At 72.4% G+C, this 16,894-nt stretch carries 15 protein-coding genes; 13 read left to right on the top strand and 2 right to left on the bottom strand.

The window, feature by feature from the left end; all coding sequences use genetic code 11:
- Nucleotides 1-93: 93 nt before the first annotated feature.
- The 9 genes from AB0M29_RS30865 (at nucleotide 94) to mutM (ending at nucleotide 9,298) form a co-directional block, all read left to right on the top strand.
- A complete protein-coding gene (locus tag AB0M29_RS30865) occupies nucleotides 94-1,821 on the top strand; it encodes a DAK2 domain-containing protein (protein ID WP_365388592.1) in 1,728 nt (575 codons plus the stop codon).
- A 58-nt stretch (nucleotides 1,822-1,879) separates the two neighbouring features.
- Nucleotides 1,880-4,102: an ATP-dependent DNA helicase RecG gene (recG, locus tag AB0M29_RS30860; protein ID WP_365388589.1), complete on the top strand. Its 2,223-nt coding sequence runs from the start codon at nucleotides 1,880-1,882 to the stop codon at nucleotides 4,100-4,102.
- Nucleotides 4,103-4,181: 79 nt separating this feature from the next.
- Entirely contained in the window at nucleotides 4,182-4,763 is a 582-nt protein-coding gene (gene rsmD / locus AB0M29_RS30855; protein ID WP_365388587.1) for a 16S rRNA (guanine(966)-N(2))-methyltransferase RsmD, read from the top strand.
- 77 nt (nucleotides 4,764-4,840) lie between these two features.
- Entirely contained in the window at nucleotides 4,841-5,320 is a 480-nt protein-coding gene (coaD, locus tag AB0M29_RS30850) for a pantetheine-phosphate adenylyltransferase (RefSeq protein ID WP_365388667.1), read from the top strand.
- 10 nt (nucleotides 5,321-5,330) lie between these two features.
- Nucleotides 5,331-6,536: an ATP synthase F0 subunit B gene (locus tag AB0M29_RS30845; protein WP_365388585.1), complete on the top strand. Its 1,206-nt coding sequence runs from the start codon at nucleotides 5,331-5,333 to the stop codon at nucleotides 6,534-6,536.
- A gap of 198 nt (nucleotides 6,537-6,734) precedes the next feature.
- Entirely contained in the window at nucleotides 6,735-7,265 is a 531-nt protein-coding gene (locus AB0M29_RS30840; protein ID WP_365388584.1) for a YceD family protein, read from the top strand.
- Between the two features lie 2 nt (nucleotides 7,266-7,267).
- Nucleotides 7,268-7,441: a 50S ribosomal protein L32 gene (rpmF, locus tag AB0M29_RS30835; protein ID WP_188281855.1), complete on the top strand. Its 174-nt coding sequence runs from the start codon at nucleotides 7,268-7,270 to the stop codon at nucleotides 7,439-7,441.
- Nucleotides 7,442-7,460: 19 nt separating this feature from the next.
- On the top strand, nucleotides 7,461-8,201 hold the full coding sequence (rnc, locus tag AB0M29_RS30830; RefSeq protein WP_365388581.1) for a ribonuclease III: 741 nt from the start codon (nucleotides 7,461-7,463) through the stop codon (nucleotides 8,199-8,201).
- Nucleotides 8,202-8,431: 230 nt separating this feature from the next.
- Nucleotides 8,432-9,298 carry a bifunctional DNA-formamidopyrimidine glycosylase/DNA-(apurinic or apyrimidinic site) lyase gene (gene mutM / locus AB0M29_RS30825; protein WP_365388579.1) on the top strand — a complete coding sequence of 289 codons (867 nt, stop codon included), beginning with the start codon at nucleotides 8,432-8,434 and terminating at the stop codon, nucleotides 9,296-9,298.
- Here mutM and AB0M29_RS30820 read toward each other — a convergent pair.
- Nucleotides 9,271-9,663, bottom strand: coding sequence for a helix-turn-helix domain-containing protein (locus AB0M29_RS30820; RefSeq protein WP_365388577.1), 393 nt, complete (start codon nucleotides 9,661-9,663; stop codon nucleotides 9,271-9,273). The two genes, mutM and AB0M29_RS30820, sit on opposite strands and share 28 nt — an antisense overlap.
- Before the next feature lie 97 nt (nucleotides 9,664-9,760).
- Nucleotides 9,761-10,657, bottom strand: a complete 897-nt coding sequence (locus AB0M29_RS30815) for a CAP domain-containing protein (RefSeq protein ID WP_365388575.1) — start codon at nucleotides 10,655-10,657, stop codon at nucleotides 9,761-9,763.
- Between the two features lie 128 nt (nucleotides 10,658-10,785).
- Here AB0M29_RS30815 and AB0M29_RS30810 point away from each other — a divergent pair, with 128 nt between their 5' ends.
- The 4 genes from AB0M29_RS30810 (at nucleotide 10,786) to AB0M29_RS30795 (ending at nucleotide 16,892) form a co-directional block, all read left to right on the top strand.
- Complete coding sequence (locus AB0M29_RS30810; RefSeq protein ID WP_365388573.1) at nucleotides 10,786-11,067, top strand: acylphosphatase; 282 nt, start codon at nucleotides 10,786-10,788, stop codon at nucleotides 11,065-11,067.
- Nucleotides 11,068-11,364: 297 nt separating this feature from the next.
- Nucleotides 11,365-11,565: a hypothetical protein gene (locus tag AB0M29_RS30805; RefSeq protein ID WP_365388571.1), complete on the top strand. Its 201-nt coding sequence runs from the start codon at nucleotides 11,365-11,367 to the stop codon at nucleotides 11,563-11,565.
- 200 nt (nucleotides 11,566-11,765) lie between these two features.
- On the top strand, nucleotides 11,766-15,356 hold the full coding sequence (smc, locus tag AB0M29_RS30800) for a chromosome segregation protein SMC (protein WP_365388569.1): 3,591 nt from the start codon (nucleotides 11,766-11,768) through the stop codon (nucleotides 15,354-15,356).
- Nucleotides 15,357-15,476: 120 nt separating this feature from the next.
- On the top strand, nucleotides 15,477-16,892 hold the full coding sequence (locus AB0M29_RS30795; RefSeq protein ID WP_365388567.1) for a sugar porter family MFS transporter: 1,416 nt from the start codon (nucleotides 15,477-15,479) through the stop codon (nucleotides 16,890-16,892).
- Nucleotides 16,893-16,894: the final 2 nt, after the last annotated feature.

Raw genomic sequence — 16,894 nt, 5'->3', positions numbered from 1 at the left:
CCCTCCCGTCCGGCCGCCTGCGGTCGTGACCGGGGTCACGACTACGCTCACCTGCAGCAGTTCCCTACTCCCGGTGTCCCGCAGGAGGACCTGTTGCCGCCCTCGCTCGACGCTTCCGTGGTGCGCGCCTGGTGCCGACTCTCCCTCCAGGCACTGGGCAGGGCACGCGAGGAGATCGACGCGATCAACGTCTATCCCGTCGCCGACGGTGACACCGGCACCAACCTCTTCCTGACCGTGGAGTCGGCCGCGCAGGCCGTCGAGGCGGTCTTCGGCGGCCACGAGACCTCGCCCGCCGGGCCCGGCGCCGGAGCCGTGCCGCCGCCCGCCCCGCGCCCCACCCTCTGCGAGGCGTTCCACGCGATGTCCCACGGCGCCCTCATCGGCGCCCGCGGCAACTCCGGCACGATCCTCGCCCAGCTCCTGCGCGGCATGAACGCGGCGCTGGCCGACCGCGGCGACGCCCGCGACGACACGGGCATCGACACGGGCATCGGCGCGGACGAGGTGCGGCGGGCGCTGCGGATGGCCGCCGAGTCGGCGTACGGGGCGGTGGCCCGCCCGGTCGAGGGCACCATGCTCACCGTCGCCACCGCGGCGGCGGACGCGGCCGGCGCGGCGCCGGGCGGCGTCGACGCGGTGCTGCGGGCCGCCCACGACGGCGCGCGGGCGGCGCTCGCGGCCACCCCCGGCCAGCTCGGCGTGCTGGGCCGCGCCGGGGTGGTCGACGCGGGCGGCCTCGGCCTGGTCGCCGTCCTCGGCGCCCTGGCGGAGGCGTTCACCGGCGACGCCCCCGCGGAACCGCCCTCGGGCACCGCCTTCCGCCCCACCGGAGACACCGCCGACCCGGCCGGGGCCGCGGACGTCTGCCCCGACGACGCCCCCGCCGCCGGTGACGGCCCCGCCTTCGAGGTGATCTACCTGCTGGAGGCGGACGACGGGGCGCTGCCCCGGCTGCGCACGCGGCTCGACCGGCTCGGCGACTCGCTGGTCGTGGTCGGCGGCGACGGGCTGTGGAACGTCCATGTGCACGTCGACGACGTGGGCGCCGCCGTCGAGGCCGGGATCGAGGCCGGGCGCCCGTACCGGATCAGGGTCACCCACTTCGAGGACCAGGCCCGCCAGCACGTGAACGGCGGAATGCCGCGCGGCGAGCGGGCCCGGCGGGCGGTGGTGGCCGTGGTCCGCGGCGACGGGCTGGCCGAGCTGTGCGCGAGCGCCGGGGCGACCGTGGTCGCCGTGCGGCCGGGCGAGCAGCCCGCCAGCGGTGAGATCGCCGCCGCGATCCGCCGCGCGCACGCCCGCGAGGTCGTGCTGCTGCCCAACGACCGGGAGCTGCGGGACGTGGCGGGCGCCGCCGCGGAACAGGCACGCACCGACGGCGTACGCGTCGCCCTGATCCCGACCCGCTCGGCCGTCCAGGGCCTGGCGGCGCTGGCCGTCCACGAGCCCGCCCGCCGCTTCGACGAGGACGTGGTGGCGATGACGTCGGCCGCGGGCGCCACCCGGTACGCCGAGCTCGCCGTCGCCGAGCACCGGTCCTGGACGATGGCCGGCATCTGCCAGGCCGGCGACGTCCTCGGCCTCATCGACGGCGACGTGGCCGTCATCGGCGGCACCCTGGTGCAGACCGCCGCCGTCGTGCTGGACCGGATGCTCGCCGCCGGCGGCGAGCTGGTCACCCTCGTCCTCGGCGCCGGCGCCCCACCCGACCTCGCCGACCGCATACAGGCCCACGTCCGCGACGCCCACCTCGCGGTGGACACCGTCGTCTACGAGGGCGGTCAGCCCTCCTGCCCGTTGCTGATCGGGGTGGAGTAGGCCGCGGGGGTCGCCTACGTTCCGCTCACCGTCAGAGGTCGGCAATAAGGTGGTCGGGATGTCTGCTGCTGCCACGTCCGGGCCCCTGGACGAACCCCTGCGCAAGATCGTCGGCGACCGCACCGCGAAGGTGCTCGACGAGCACCTCGGGCTGCACACCACCGGGGACCTGCTGCACCACTACCCGCGGCGGTACGCCGAGCGCGGTGAGCTGACCCGGCTGGCCGACCTGCCGCTCGACGAGCACGTGACCGTGGTGGCGCAGGTCGCCAAGGCGGACAAGCGGACGTACGGCGGCGGCACCGGCGTCCGGCTCGAAGTGGTCGTCACCGACGGCAGCGGCTCACTGACCCTGGTCTTCTTCAGCAAGGCGGCCCACGCGCACGCCCACCGGCTGATCCCCGGCCGCCGCGGGATGTTCTCCGGCAAGGTGTCCGTCTTCAACCGCACCCGCCAACTCGCCCACCCCGACTACCAGTTGCTGGACGGCGACGAGGGCGCCGACGCGGTCGACGCCTTCGCCAACCGGCTCATCCCGCTCTACCCGGCGTGCAAGCAGATCAGCTCCTGGCGGATCGCCCAGGCGGTCGACACCGCGCTCAACTCGCTGGGCGCGACGGGCTGGCAGGGCGTGGGCGAACCGCTGCCCGCCGCCCTGCGCGAGTCCCGCGGCCTCGCGCCGCTCTCCGAGGCGCTGGAGAAGATCCACCGGCCCGGCACCAAGGCGGACATCGGCACCGCCAAGGAGCGGCTGAAGTGGGACGAGGCGTACGTTCTGCAGGTCGCCCTGGCCCGCCGCCGCGCCGCGGAGTCCGCGCTGCCCGCCGTGCCCCGGATCCCGCGCGCCGACGGGCTGCTCACGGCCTTCGACGCCAAGCTGCCGTTCACCCTCACCGAGGGCCAGCGGACCGTCTCCGCCGAGGTCTTCGCCGACCTTGCCACCGACCACCCCATGCACCGGCTGCTCCAGGGCGAGGTCGGCTCCGGCAAGACGCTGGTCGCGCTGCGCGCGATGCTCGGGGTGGTCGACGCGGGCGGCCAGGCGGCGATGCTCGCGCCGACCGAGGTGCTGGCGCAGCAGCACCACCGCTCGATCACCGAGATGATGGGCGAGCTGGCCGAGCCCGCGGGCATGCTCGGCGGCTCCGAGCTGGGCACCAAGGTGGTGCTGCTGACCGGTTCGATGGGCACCGCGGCCCGCCGCCAGGCGCTGCTCGACCTGGTCACCGGCGAGGCTGGGATCGTGATCGGCACCCACGCGCTCATCGAGGACAAGGTGAAGTTCCACGACCTCGGGCTGGTCGTCGTCGACGAGCAGCACCGCTTCGGGGTGGAGCAGCGCGACGCGCTGCGCGCGAAGGCGGGCCAGCCGCCGCATCTGCTGGTGATGACGGCGACGCCGATCCCGCGGACGGTGGCGATGACCGTCTTCGGCGACCTGGAGACCTCGGTCCTCGACCAGCTGCCCGCCGGGCGCTCGCCGATCGCCACCCATGTCGTACCGGCCGCCGAGAAGCCGCACTTCCTCAGCCGGGCCTGGGAACGCGTCCGCGAGGAGGTCGAGGGCGGCCACCAGGCGTATGTGGTGTGCCCGCGGATCGGCGACGAGGAGGACGCCAAGGCGGCCGGGAAGAAGGGCGCCGCGGGGCCGGACGACGCCGAGCGCAGGCCGCCGCTCGCGGTGCTCGACGTGGCCGAGCAGATCGCCGCGGGGGCGCTGCGCGGGCTGCGGGTCGAGGTGCTGCACGGGCGGATGGCGCCGGACGCCAAGGACGACGTGATGCGGCGGTTCGCCGCGGGCCAGGTGGACGTGCTGGTGGCGACCACGGTGATCGAGGTGGGGGTCAACGTGCCCAACTCCACCGTGATGGTGATCATGGACGCCGACCGGTTCGGCGTCTCCCAGCTGCACCAGCTCCGCGGCCGGGTCGGCCGCGGCACCGCCCCCGGCCTGTGCCTGCTGGTCTCCGAGGCCCCCGAGGCGAGCCCGGCCCGGCTCCGCCTGGACGCGGTCGCCCGCACCCTCGACGGCTTCGAGCTGTCCCGTATCGACCTCGAACAGCGCCGGGAGGGCGACGTCCTCGGCCAGGCCCAGTCCGGCACCCGCTCCTCGCTGCGCGTCCTCACCGTCATCGACGACGAGGACGTCATCGCCGCCGCCCGCGACGAGGCCACCGCCCTCGTCGCCGCCGACCCCGACCTCACCGCCCACCCCGACCTCCGCAGCGCCCTGGAAAGCCTCCTGGACGCCGACCGCGAGGAGTACCTGGAAAAGGGCTGAACCGCCGTGCCCGCCGGAGGCGGGGAGGCGCCCAAAACGTAAGCTGGGCGCGACCGGATCCCCCACGGAAGTGAGCCCCATGACCCGCGTGATCGCCGGTGCCGCCGGTGGGCGGCGCCTCGCCGTGCCGCCCGGTGACGGCACCCGGCCCACCTCGGACCGGGCCAAGGAGGGGCTGTTCTCGACGCTCGGGTCGCTGCGCGGGACGCTGGACGGGGCCCGGGTGATGGACCTGTACGCCGGGTCGGGCGCGGTGGGCCTGGAGGCGCTGTCGCGCGGCGCCGCGCACGTCCTGCTGGCGGAGGCCGAGCCGCGGGCGGCCCGGGTGATCCGGGAGAACGTGGCGGCGCTGCGCCTGCCCGGCGCCGAGGTGCGCTCCGGCCGGGCGGAGAAGATCGTCGCGGGCCCGCCCCCCGCGCAGCCGTACGACGTGGTCTTCCTCGACCCGCCCTACGACGTCCCGGACGACGACCTGCGGGAGATCCTGCTCACACTCGCGGCCAAGGGCTGGCTGACGGGGGAAGCGCTGGTCACCGTGGAGCGCAGGACCCGGGGCGGCGAGTTCGGCTGGCCTCCCGGTTTCGAGGGCCTGCGGTCCCGGCGGTACGGCGAGGCGACTCTTTGGTACGGTCGCGCCGCCCAGGTTACCGCCGGGTCATGAGCCCGCCCGAGAGCGACATCGAGCCCGCCATGAGCCGCAGCACCCGTCATGATCGTACGGAGAGCGAGGAGCCACTCTTGCGCCGCGCAGTCTGTCCGGGGTCCTTCGACCCCATCACCAACGGACACCTCGACATCATCGCCCGCGCCTCCCGCCTGTACGACACCGTGCACGTGGCCGTGATGATCAACCAGTCGAAGAAGGGCCTGTTCACCATCGAGGAGCGGATGGCGCTCATCGAGGAGGTGACCGCCGAACTGGGCAACGTTCAGGTGGAGTCCTTCCACGGCCTGCTCGTGGACTTCTGCAAGCAGCGCGACATCCCGGCGATCGTGAAGGGCCTGCGCGCGGTCAGCGACTTCGACTACGAACTGCAGATGGCCCAGATGAACGTCGGCCTCACCGGCGTGGAGACCCTCTTCGTCCCCACCAACCCCGCCTACAGCTTCCTGTCGTCGAGTCTGGTGAAGGAAGTCGCCCAATGGGGCGGCGACATCTCGCACTTGGTGCCCCCGGCTGTTCTGGAGGCGCTCAACGGAAAACTCGGGCAGCAGTAGGCTCTCCCTCGTGGACGTCCAGAAGAAGCTCGATGAGATCGCGGCAACCGTGGCCAACGCCCGGTCGATGCCGATGTCGGCCTCCTGCGTGGTCAACCGTGCCGAGCTGCTCGCCATGCTCGACGAGGTCGCCGCCGCGCTTCCCGACTCCCTTTCCCAGGCCCAGGCGCTGCTCGGCGACCGTGAGCAGATGGTGGGGGAGGCCCGCGCCGAAGCCCAGCGGATCATCGAGTCGGCGCACGCCGAACGCGGTTCGCTGGTCTCCGACACCCAGGTGGCCCGGCAGTCGCAGGACGAGGCCGAGCGGATCGTCGCCGAGGCCCGCCGCGAGGCCGACGAGATCCGCGCCGAGGCCGACGACTACGTCGACAGCAAGCTGGCCAACTTCGAGGTGGTCCTCACCAAGACCATCGGCTCGGTCGACCGCGGCCGCGAGAAGCTGCTCGGCCACGACCCGAACCGCTACGACCAGGGTTACCAGGACGGCGCCGAGGAGGACGCGGACGCCCCCGAGCGCAGCGCCGACCCCGAGACGCTGCGCCGCCGCGCGGACGAGTACGTGGACGCCAAGCTGGGCGCCTTCGAGGCGGTCCTCAGCAAGACGCTGGAGGCCGTCGGCCGCGGCCGGCTCAAGCTGACCGGCCACAACCCGATCGACGACCTGGCGGCCCACATGGCCGCCCAGGACGCGGAGGGCGGCGACCAGACCGGCGGCGCGGAGCGGCAGAGCGACGCCGAGTTCCTGGCGGGCCTGGCCGCACCGACCGCCCCCGAGCAGGCCGACCTCGCGCAGTACGGCTACGAACCGCAGCAGCCCCAGCAGCCCGCCGCGGTGGACTCCGGCTACGGCTACCCGCCGCAGGAGCCCGGCTACCAGCAGGGCGGCTACGACGGCGACGGCGGCTACGCGCAACCGCAGCACCAGCAGCAGGAGTACGCGCAGCAGGCCGAGTACGCCGACTACGGCGCCCAGCCCGGCTACGGCCAGCAGCAGGGTTACCAGGACCCGTCCGGCTACGGCTACGACCAGCAGCAGCAGTACGGCCAGCACCCCGAGCAGCCGCAGTACGACCCGCAGGACCCGTACCGGCAGCAGGGGCAGCAGCACGGCCAGCAGCACGGCTATCCGCAGCCCGCGGCGCTCGACGAGACCAGCTTCTTCGACACCGGGATGATCGACCTCAACCGGCTGCGGGAGCTGGAGCAGGGCCGCTGACGGCTCCGTTTGGGAGCGGGCGGCGCGTCCAGTATCCTGTCAGTTCCAGCCGTGTGAATCGCCGGCGCTTCGGCCTGCCCGCCCGCAAGGGATCGGGTCCGGCCGTACCGATGAAAGCAGGAAGCCCTGAACACCCGCCTCGACCACCGCAACCCCTTCGTGTTCGACACACACGAGCTGGGTCGGCGTCCTGGTGCGATGAAGAAGGTCTCCCGCTCGGTGCCGTCACCCGGTGACCTCGGTATCGAGGTCATCAAGGTGCCGGACGGCGCGACCGTCGAGCTGGACCTCCGCCTGGAGTCGGTGATGGAAGGGGTGCTTGTCACAGGCACCGCCGAAGCGCCGCTCACGGGGGAGTGCGTAAGGTGTCTGGAGCCGATCGAGCGCGAGCTCGAGACGGACTTCCAGGAGCTGTTCTCCTACCCCGACGCCGACACCCGGACCGCCCGCAGGGACGAAGCCGGTGACGACGCCGAGGAGGAGGACACGCTCTTCCTTGAGGCCGATCTATTCGACCTCGAACCCGTGCTGCGGGACGCGGTGGTGCTCGCACTGCCGCTGCAGCCGGTGTGCCAGGACGACTGTCCGGGCCTGTGCTCCGAATGCGGCGCGCGGCTCGCGGACGACCCGGACCACCACCACGAGGTCACCGACATCCGTTGGGCGGCCCTGCAGGATTTCCAGAAGAGCGGTGCCGACCAGGGCGCCGACGAGAACCAGGAGAAGTAGCCGTGGCTGTTCCGAAGCGGAAGATGTCGCGCAGCAACACGCGCCACCGCCGTTCGCAGTGGAAGGCTGCGCCCGTGAGCCTGGTGGCGTGCGAGCGCTGCCACGAGCCGAAGCTGCAGCACATCGCGTGCCCCAGCTGCGGCACGTACAACCGCCGTCAGGTCATCGACGTCTGATCGGCAGGTGACAGGCTCCATGTCAGACGCCTCAGCGCCACAGCCGGCCACGGCGGACAAAGCCTCGTCCCCCACGCTTCTGGAAGGGCGGCTCGGGTATTCCCTCGAGCCCGCCCTTCTGGTGCGTGCGCTGACCCACCGCTCGTACGCGTACGAGAACGGCGGGTTGCCCACCAACGAGCGGCTGGAGTTCCTCGGGGACTCCGTGCTCGGCCTGGTGGTCACCGACACCCTCTACCGCACCCACCCCGACCTGCCCGAGGGCCAACTGGCCAAGCTGCGGGCCGCGGTGGTCAACTCACGTGCCCTGGCGGGCGTGAGCCGCAGGCTCGACCTCGGCGCGTTCATCCGCCTGGGCCGGGGCGAAGAGGGCACCGGCGGCCGGGACAAGGCGTCGATCCTCGCGGACACCCTCGAAGCGGTCATCGGCGCGGTCTACCTCGACCAGGGCCTCGACGCGGCCGCCGAGCTGGTCCACCGGCTCTTCGACCCGCTCATCGAGGAGTCCTCCAACCTCGGCGCCGGCCTGGACTGGAAGACCAGCCTCCAGGAACTCACCGCCACCGAGGGCCTCGGCGTCCCCGAGTACGTGGTCTCCGAGGCCGGCCCCGACCACGAGAAGACCTTCACGGCTGCAGCCCGCGTCAGTGGCGTCGCGTACGGCACCGGCACCGGCCGCAGCAAGAAGGAAGCGGAGCAGCAGGCGGCCGAGGCCGCCTGGCGCGCCATCCGCAAAGCCGCCGCCTCAGCGGCGAGCTGACGGAAGACGTGCCCCGTAGGGGCGCGGGGAACTGCGCGACCAGCCGTCGCGTGGCTGTAGGTCACCACCGGCCCCAATGGGGCAGACGCGTTGTGTTCGGGCCACCGGGCCGGTGGGGGGCTGAGCGCGCAGTTCCCCGCGCCCCTATCGGGGCACAGGTCCTCCGCCAGCGCAGCGCGCGTCCTCGCGCCCCTGGCGGGGCGTGACCACTTCCGTGGAAAGGGAGAGCCGTGCCGGAGCTGCCGGAAGTGGAAGTGGTGCGCCGCGGACTGGCACGCTGGGTGTCAGGCCGCACCGTGGAGGAGGCCGTCGTCCTCCATCCCCGCGCCGTCAGGCGCCACTTCGCGGGAGCGGAGGACTTCGCGGCCCTGCTCAAGGGCGCCGTCATGGGCGAGGCCCACCGCCGGGGCAAGTACCTCTGGCTGCCGCTCACGGAAAGCCTCTCCCTCGTCGGCCACCTGGGCATGAGCGGCCAACTGCTCGTACAGCCCACCACCGCCCCGTACGAAACGCATCTGCGGGTCCGCGTCCGCTTCGCGGACACCCTCGGGACCGAGCTCCGCTTCGTGGACCAGCGCACCTTCGGCGGTCTCTCGGTGCACGAGGTGGTGCCGGGCGACCCCGAGGGCCTGCCGGTGACACTGGCGCACATCGCGCGCGACCCGCTGGACGACGCCTTCGACGAGGACGCCTTCCACGCGGCGCTGCGCCGCAAGCGCACCACCATCAAGCGCGCGCTGCTCGACCAGTCGCTGATCAGCGGGGTCGGCAACATCTACGCGGACGAGGCGCTGTGGCGCACCCGGCTGCACTACGAGCGGCCCACCGCGAGTCTGACCCGGCCGCGTACGGCCGAACTGGTCACCCACATCCGCGAGGTGATGGGCGACGCGCTGGCCGCCGGCGGCACCAGCTTCGACAGCCTCTACGTCAACGTGAACGGCGAGTCCGGCTACTTCGACCGCTCCCTGGACGCGTACGGCCGCGAGGACGAGCCGTGCCGCCGCTGCGGTACGCCGATCCGGCGCAGGGCATGGATGAACAGGTCGAGCTACTTCTGCCCGCGCTGTCAGCCGGCGCCGCGCACCTCGTCGTAGCGCTCCCGGGCGGCCAGCACCTCCGGCATCCGGCCCTCGACCAGCGAGATCAGCGCGAGCAGCTGGTCCGCGGTGGCGACGCCGAGCGGGGTGAGGCGGTACTCGACATGCGGCGGGTTGACCGGCCGGGCGTCCCTGACGACCAGTCCGTCGCGCTCCAGCGCGTGCAGCGTCTGGGAGAGCATCTTCTCGCTCACCCCGTCGACCCGCCGCCGCAGCTCGTTGAAGCGCAGGGTGTCCTCGCGCAGCGCCCCGAGCGTCAGGCTGCCCCACCGCCCGGTGACGTGCTCCAGCGTCCCCCGCGAGGGGCAGTCCCGGGCGAACACGTCGAACGGCAGCCCCTCGCCCCGACTCCGCTCCGTCATAGCGGCAGCGTACTCCGGGGCGGCGCGGCGCGAGAGGGGGCGCGGTGCGAGGGATGGCGCTGTGCCGGAGAGAGCGCTGCCCCGACCAGTGTGCTGACTAGTAGCCGAAGTCCTGGGTCCACCACGGGCCGCCGGAGCCGTAGTGGATGCCGACGCCGAGCGTCTTGTAGTCGCAGTTGAGGATGTTGGCGCGGTGGCCGGGGCTGTTCATCCAGGCGTTCATCACGGCCTGGGCGTCGGCCTGGCCGCGGGCGATGTTCTCGCCGCCGAGGTTGCCGATGCCCAGCTTCTTGGCCCGGTCCCAGGGGGTGTGGCCGTCCGGGTCGGTGTGGTCGAAGAAGTCGCGGGCCGCCATGTCCTCGCTGAACGCCTGTGCGAGGCCGTCCAGCTTGGAGTTCTCGGTGAGGGCCACACAGCCCGCCTTGGCCCGTTCGGTGTTGACCAGGGACAGCACGGCCGCGCGGACGGCGGCGCCGCTGTCGCTCGGCGCGCTGTGCGTCGGTGTCGCGGCGCGGGTCGGCGGTGTGGTCCTGACCGGCGTGGTCGGCGCGGTGGTGGTACGGGTCGGGCTGGGCGCGGTGACCGGGCTGGTGGCGGTCGCCGAGGGCGCCGTCATGACCGGCGACGCGGAGGTGCTCGGCGGCACCGACGGGTTGCGGCCGGTGCCGGTCCGCCCGGAGGTGGGAGTGCCGCTGCTGCTGAGCGGCGACGGCGAGTCGCTGCCGTCGGTGGTGGTGGGGCCGGTGGTCGTCCCCTCGGCCTGGGTGCGGTCCCCGTTGCTGTCGTACGTCATACCGCCGGGGACCCCGGATATCGCGGACAGCAGTCCGGAGGAGGCGGCGACCGCGCCCACCGCCATCGCCGCGGACGAGGCCAGCAGCCCGGTGCGTACCGGGTGGTGCCGGCGGCGGCCGCGGTGGCCGGTCCGGCCGGGCTGACCTGTAGGGCCTGACTCCGGCGCTGCCGGTTGCGCATGACGGCTGTGGCGGCCCATCCCGTGCGCTCCTCTGCTCGGCTCGGCGGATTAACCCGAACGGGTGAAGTCCCGTTGACGGGGGACTGTAGCGAATGACGCTGCCGACCGATGTGATGCGGGTCTAACTGGACCGATAGCGTGCGGACATGAACGAAAATGTCCGGCTCACCGCATGGGTCCGAGGACGCGTCCAGGGCGTCGGCTTCCGCTGGTGGACGCGCGCCACCGCGCTGGACATCGGCGGGCTGGTCGGATACGCGGGAAACCTCGGTGACGGGCGGGTGCAGGTCGTCGCCGAGGGGGCTCGGGATCAGTGTGATCGACTGCTTGACTGGCTGCACCACGGCGACACGCCCGGCCGGGTCGACGGTGTGACCGAGATCTGGGCCACACCCCGCGGCGGCTACGACGGATTTGAGATCCGGTGAGCAAACTGGTTGCCATCCGCCCGAAGGCGTGTCAGGCTGCCCCCATCGAGGATGATCTCGACGCCACGCGGGCAGCCCGCGGCGCCGTCAGCGCCGTGTTTTCTGAGGCAGACCCGACGACTGGGCTGTGATCGTGTTGACCGGTTCGTTATTTGGTGAGACGCTGGAAGCCCCGCGCATCGTGACCCCAAGGATTGTTCAGCGGCGGTCACGGCATACCACCTGCGCGGGAGCGTACCCCCCTCACCCACGACCCACCGCTCCGGTTCGGTCACTCAGCGTGGAGGACCATCCATCATGGCAAAGGCGCTTCTCGGTTACGTCGGCGGTCCCGACCCGCGACTCCTCGCCGAGATGCGAAGGCTGCAGCAGCGTGTCCAGGACCTGGAATCCGAGCTCGTTCGGATGCAGGCGGAGAACGACGCGCTGACTGTCGCCTCGCACGAAGAGTCGCTGCGCAACATCGACGTAACTCACGCGGAGCCCGTACTCGCCTGAACCGGTACCCCGTACCGGAACAGCGCCCCAGGACACCGCCTGAGAAACTGCAGGTCTGAAAGGGACGCTTCGGCGTCCCTTCGTCGTCATCCTCCCCGCCCGTTTTCGCGTACACCTTCGTCCGGCCCCACCCCTCTACCGTCTGATGTGCCCTGCACCTTCCCTGGTGAAACCGCAGGGGGCTAGTAGAGTCGACCGGCGTGCATCTCAAGAGCCTCACGCTGCGCGGCTTCAAGTCCTTCGCCTCGGCGACGACGCTGCGCTTCGAACCCGGAATCACCTGCGTCGTCGGCCCCAACGGGTCCGGCAAGTCCAATGTCGTGGACGCGCTCTCGTGGGTGATGGGTGAGCAGGGTGCCAAGTCGCTGCGCGGCGGCAAGATGGAGGACGTCATCTTCGCCGGCACCACCGGGCGCCCCCCGCTGGGCCGCGCCGAGGTGTCGCTGACCATCGACAACAGCGACGGCGTACTCCCCATCGAGTACGCCGAGGTCACCATCACGCGGATCATGTTCCGCAACGGCGGCAGCGAGTACCAGCTCAACGGCGACACCTGCCGTCTGCTCGACATCCAGGAGCTGCTCTCCGACTCCGGTATCGGCCGCGAGATGCACGTCATCGTCGGCCAGGGCCAGCTCGACTCCGTCCTGCACGCCGACCCGATGGGCCGCCGCGCCTTCATCGAGGAGGCCGCGGGCGTACTCAAGCACCGCAAGCGCAAAGAGAAGGCGCTCCGCAAGCTCGACGCGATGCAGGCCAACCTCGCCCGGGTGCAGGACCTCACCGGGGAGCTGCGCCGTCAGCTCAAGCCGCTGGGCAGGCAGGCCCAGGTCGCCCGCCGGGCCGCCGTCATCCAGGCCGATCTGCGCGACGCGCGGCTGCGGCTGCTCGCCGACGACCTGGTGACGCTGCGGGAGGCGCTGCGCGCCGAGGTCGCCGACGAGGCCGCGCTCAAGGAGCGCAAGGAGGCGGTGGAGGCCGAACTCGCCGCCGCCGTACAGCACGAGGCCCGGCTGGAGGAGCAGGTACGCCGGCTCACGCCGCGGCTCAACGACGCGCAGGCCACCTGGTACGCGCTGTCCCAGCTCGCCGAGCGGGTCCGCGGCACCATCGGGCTGGCCGAGCAGCGGCACCGGCACGCCACCAGCCAGCCCGCCGAGGAGCAGCACGGCCGCGACCCGGAGAGCATGGAGCGCGAGGCCGCCCGCATCCGCGAGCAGGAAGCCGAGCTGTCCGAGGCGCTGGACGCCGCGCAGCGCGCCCTCGACGACACCGTCGACCACCGCGCCGAACTCGAACACAAGCTCGCCGAGGAGGAGGCCAGGCTGCGGGCCGCCGCCCGGGCGATCGCCGACCGCCGCGAGGGCCTGGCCCGGCTGCACGGTCAGGTCAACGCCGCCCGCTCCCGCGCCGCCTCCGCCGAGGCCGAGATCGGACGGCTCGCCGCCGCCCGCGACGAGGCCCGCGACCGGGCCGAGTCCGCGCAAGGGGAGTACGAGGAACTACGCGCCCAGGTGGACGGCCTGGAGGCCGACGACTCCGAGCTGGAGGAGCGCTTCGAGGCCGCGCGCGGCGAACAGGCCGCCGCCGAGGAGGCGTTCACCGCCGCCCGCGAGGCGGCCACCGCGGCCGAGCGCCGCCGCGCCGCCGTCGCCGCCCGCCGCGACGCGCTGGCCCCCTCGCTGCGCCGCAAGGACGGCACCGGCGCCCTGCTCGGCACCGGCGCGCACGACCGGCCCGCCGGTGTGCTGGGACTGGCCGCCGGACTGCTGCGGGTCACCCCCGGCTACGAGGTGCCGGTGGCCGCCGCGCTCGGCGCCGCCGCCGACGCGGTCGCCGTGGCGGGCCCGGCCGCCGCCGCGGAGGCCCTTCGCCTGCTGCGCAAGGACGACGCGGGCCGCGCCGCCCTGCTGCTGACCGGCGCGCCGCCACCCGACCCGGCCGGCCCGGCACCCGAGCTCCCCTCCGGCGCCCACTGGGCCGCCGACCTGGTCGCCGCACCCGAGGACCTGTCAGGAGCGGTACGCCGCCTGCTGGACGGCACCGTCGTCGTCGACTCGCTGGCCGAGGCCGAGGCCCTTGTCGTACGCCACCCGGAGCTGACCGCGGTGACCGCCGAGGGCGATGTGCTGGCCGCGCACAGCGCGCAGGGCGGCTCCGCGAAGGCGCCCAGCGTGCTGGAGGTGCAGGCCGCCGTCGACGAGGCGACCGCCGAGCTGGCCCGTCTCGAGGTGCGGTGCGCGGAGCTGGCCGACGAGCAGCAGGAGGCCAAGGAGCGGCGGGCCGCCGCCTCGCGGCTGGTGGACGAGCTGGGGCAGCGGCGGCGCGCGGCGGAGAAGGAGAAGGCGTCGGTCGCCCAGCAGTTGGGGCGGTTCGGCGGCCAGGCGCGGGCCGCGGCGGGGGAGGCGGAACGCGCCGCCGCCGCCGTCGGCAGGTCGCAGGAGTCGCTGGCCGCCGCCCGCGAGGAGCTGGAGGAGTTGTCGTACCGGCTCAGTGAGGCCGAGGAGGCACCCGGCGAGGAGGAGCCCGACACCTCGGTACGCGACCGGCTCGCCGCCGACGGCGCCAACGCGCGGCAGACCGAGATGGAGGCCAGGCTCCAGGTCCGTACCCACGAGGAGCGGGTCAAGGGGCTCGCGGGCCGGGCCGACGGACTCGACCGGGCGGCGCGCGCCGAGCGGGAGAACCGGGCCCGCGCCCAGCGCCGCAGGGCCCGGCTGGCGTACGAGGCGTCGGTCGCCGCGGCGGTGCTCACGGGAACCCGCGGGCTGCTCGCCCATGTGCAGGTCTCGCTGGGCCGCGCCGAGGACGAGCGGGCCGCCGCCGAGCAGGCCAGGGCCGAACGGGAGGCGGAACTCGGCCAGGCGCGGCGGCGCGGCCGGGAGCTGAAGGACGAGCTGGACCGGCTCACCGGGGATGTGCACAAGGGCGAGGTGCTGGGCGCCGAGAAGCGGCTGCGGATCGAGCAGCTGGAGGAGAAGGCGCTGGAGGAGCACGGTATGGAACCGGCCGGGCTCGTCGCCGAGTACGGCCCCGAGCAGCTGGTGCCCCCGTCGCCGCCCGCGGAGGGCGAGATCCTGCCCGAGGACCCGGAGGATCCGCGCAACCAGCCGCGGCCCTACCGCCGCCCCGAGCAGGAGAAGCGGCTGAAGGCGGCCGAGAAGGCGTACGCGCAGCTCGGCAAGGTGAACCCGCTGGCCCTCGAGGAGTTCGCGGCGCTGGAGGAGCGGCACAAGTTCCTCACCGAGCAGCTGGAGGACCTGCGCAAGACCCGGGCCGATCTGCTCCAGGTGGTCAAGGACGTCGACGAGCGGGTGGAGCAGGTCTTCACCGCGGCCTTCCATGACACCGCCCGCGAGTTCGAGGGGGTCTTCTCCCGGCTTTTCCCAGGTGGCGAGGGGCGGCTGCTGCTCACCGACCCGGACAACATGCTCACCACAGGTGTGGAGGTTGAGGCACGACCGCCCGGGAAGAAGGTCAAGCGGCTGTCACTGCTGTCGGGAGGCGAGCGCTCGCTCACCGCGGTGGCGATGCTGGTGTCGATCTTCAAGGCCCGGCCGAGCCCGTTCTATGTGATGGACGAGGTCGAGGCGGCGTTGGACGACACCAACCTGCAACGACTCATCCGGATCATGGAGGAACTCCAGGAGAGCTCGCAGCTCATCGTGATCACCCACCAGAAGCGGACCATGGAAGTCGCCGATGCCCTGTACGGCGTATCGATGCAGGGTGACGGTGTGTCCAAGGTGATCAGCCAGCGGCTGCGCAACGGCAAGCAGCAGCCCGCCTAGCGAGCCGCGTCCTCCTCGACGCCCTCCGGTTCTTCGAGTGGTGGCCGCCCTGGGGTCGGCCAACACTGGAAGATCCAGTCCCTCATGTGAGGGCTCACCGCCGAGCCCGAGGAGATCACCTTGACGAGCACGACGAGCGCTTCCGGCACGGCCGACCACAGCACGCTGCCCGAGCACCTGGGCCACATCATCTTCATCGCCGCCGCCGCGGCCATGGGCGGCTTCCTGTTCGGCTACGACAGCTCCGTGATCAACGGCGCCGTCGAGGCGATCCGCGACAAGTACGACATCGGCTCCGGCACCCTCGCCCAGGTCATCGCGATCGCCCTGATCGGCTGCGCGATCGGCGCCGCGACCGCGGGCCGGATCGCCGACCGGATCGGCCGCATCCTGTGCATGCGGATCGCTTCCGTGCTGTTCACCATCAGCGCGGTCGGCTCCGCGCTGCCCTTCGCGCTGTGGGACCTGGCCTTCTGGCGGATCATCGGCGGCTTCGCCATCGGCATGGCGTCCGTGATCGGCCCGGCCTACATCGCCGAGGTGTCGCCGCCCGCCTACCGCGGCCGGCTCGCCTCGTTCCAGCAGGCCGCGATCGTGCTCGGCATCGCCGTCTCGCAGCTCGTCAACTACGCCATCCTCCAGGCCGCCGACGGCAAGCAGCGCGGACACGTCATGGGCCTGGAGGCATGGCAGGTCATGCTCGGCGTGATGGTCATCCCCGCGGTGATCTACGGCCTGCTGTCGTTCGCCATCCCCGAGTCGCCGCGCTTCCTGCTCGAAGTCGGGCGGCGCGAGGACGCCAAGCGGGTGCTCGCCGACGTGGAGAGCCACGACGTCGACCTCGACGCCCGGGTCACCGAGATCGAGACCGCGATGAAGCGCGAGCACAAGTCGGTCTTCAGCGACCTGCTCGGCTCGCGCTTCGGCTTCCTGCCGATCGTGTGGATCGGCATCGGGCTCTCGGTCTTCCAGCAGCTCGTCGGCATCAACGTGGCCTTCTACTACTCGTCCACCCTGTGGCAGTCCGTCGGCATCGACCCGACCAGCTCGTTCTTCTACTCCTTCACCACCTCGATCGTGAACATCATCGGCACCGTGATCGCGATGATCTTCGTCGACCGGATCGGCCGCAGGCCACTGGCGCTGATCGGCTCCACGGGTATGGCGATCTCCCTCGCCCTCGAAGCGTGGGCCTTCTCCTCCAAGAGCGGCGCCACCCTCCCGAACACCCAGGGCACGGTGGCCCTCGTCGCCGCCCATGTCTTCGTGCTCTTCTTCGCCCTGTCCTGGGGCGTCGTCGTGTGGGTCTTCCTCGGCGAGATGTTCCCGAACAAGATCCGCGCGGCCGCCCTCGGCGTCGCCGCCTCCGCCCAGTGGATCGCCAACTGGGCGATCACCGCGAGCTTCCCGACCCTCTCCGACTGGAGCCTGTCGGGCACCTACATCATCTACACCTGCTTCGCGGTGCTCTCCATCCCGTTCGTCGTCTTCTTCGTCAAGGAGACGAAGGGCAAGGCGCTGGAGGAGATGGGCTAGCG

It is taken from the genome of Streptomyces sp. NPDC051976, assembly GCF_040680795.1.
GTDB lineage: Bacteria > Actinomycetota > Actinomycetes > Streptomycetales > Streptomycetaceae > Actinacidiphila.
Note: the sequence above shows the minus strand (reverse complement) of the source record. Positions and strands in the feature narration are given on the sequence as shown.

What these genes read in the sequence shown, in the direction of transcription:
- AB0M29_RS30810 (WP_365388573.1), top strand. Translation starts at nt 10,786, where the DNA reads ATGAACGAAAATGTCCGGCTCACCGCATGGGTCCGAGGACGCGTCCAG.
- AB0M29_RS30805 (WP_365388571.1), top strand. Translation starts at nt 11,365, where the DNA reads ATGGCAAAGGCGCTTCTCGGTTACGTCGGCGGTCCCGACCCGCGACTC.
- recG (WP_365388589.1), top strand. Translation starts at nt 1,880, where the DNA reads ATGTCTGCTGCTGCCACGTCCGGGCCCCTGGACGAACCCCTGCGCAAG.
- AB0M29_RS30815 (WP_365388575.1), bottom strand. Translation starts at nt 10,657, where the DNA reads ATGGGCCGCCACAGCCGTCATGCGCAACCGGCAGCGCCGGAGTCAGGC.
- rnc (WP_365388581.1), top strand. Translation starts at nt 7,461, where the DNA reads ATGTCAGACGCCTCAGCGCCACAGCCGGCCACGGCGGACAAAGCCTCG.
- rsmD (WP_365388587.1), top strand. Translation starts at nt 4,182, where the DNA reads ATGACCCGCGTGATCGCCGGTGCCGCCGGTGGGCGGCGCCTCGCCGTG.
- AB0M29_RS30840 (WP_365388584.1), top strand. Translation starts at nt 6,735, where the DNA reads ATGAAGAAGGTCTCCCGCTCGGTGCCGTCACCCGGTGACCTCGGTATC.
- AB0M29_RS30820 (WP_365388577.1), bottom strand. Translation starts at nt 9,663, where the DNA reads ATGACGGAGCGGAGTCGGGGCGAGGGGCTGCCGTTCGACGTGTTCGCC.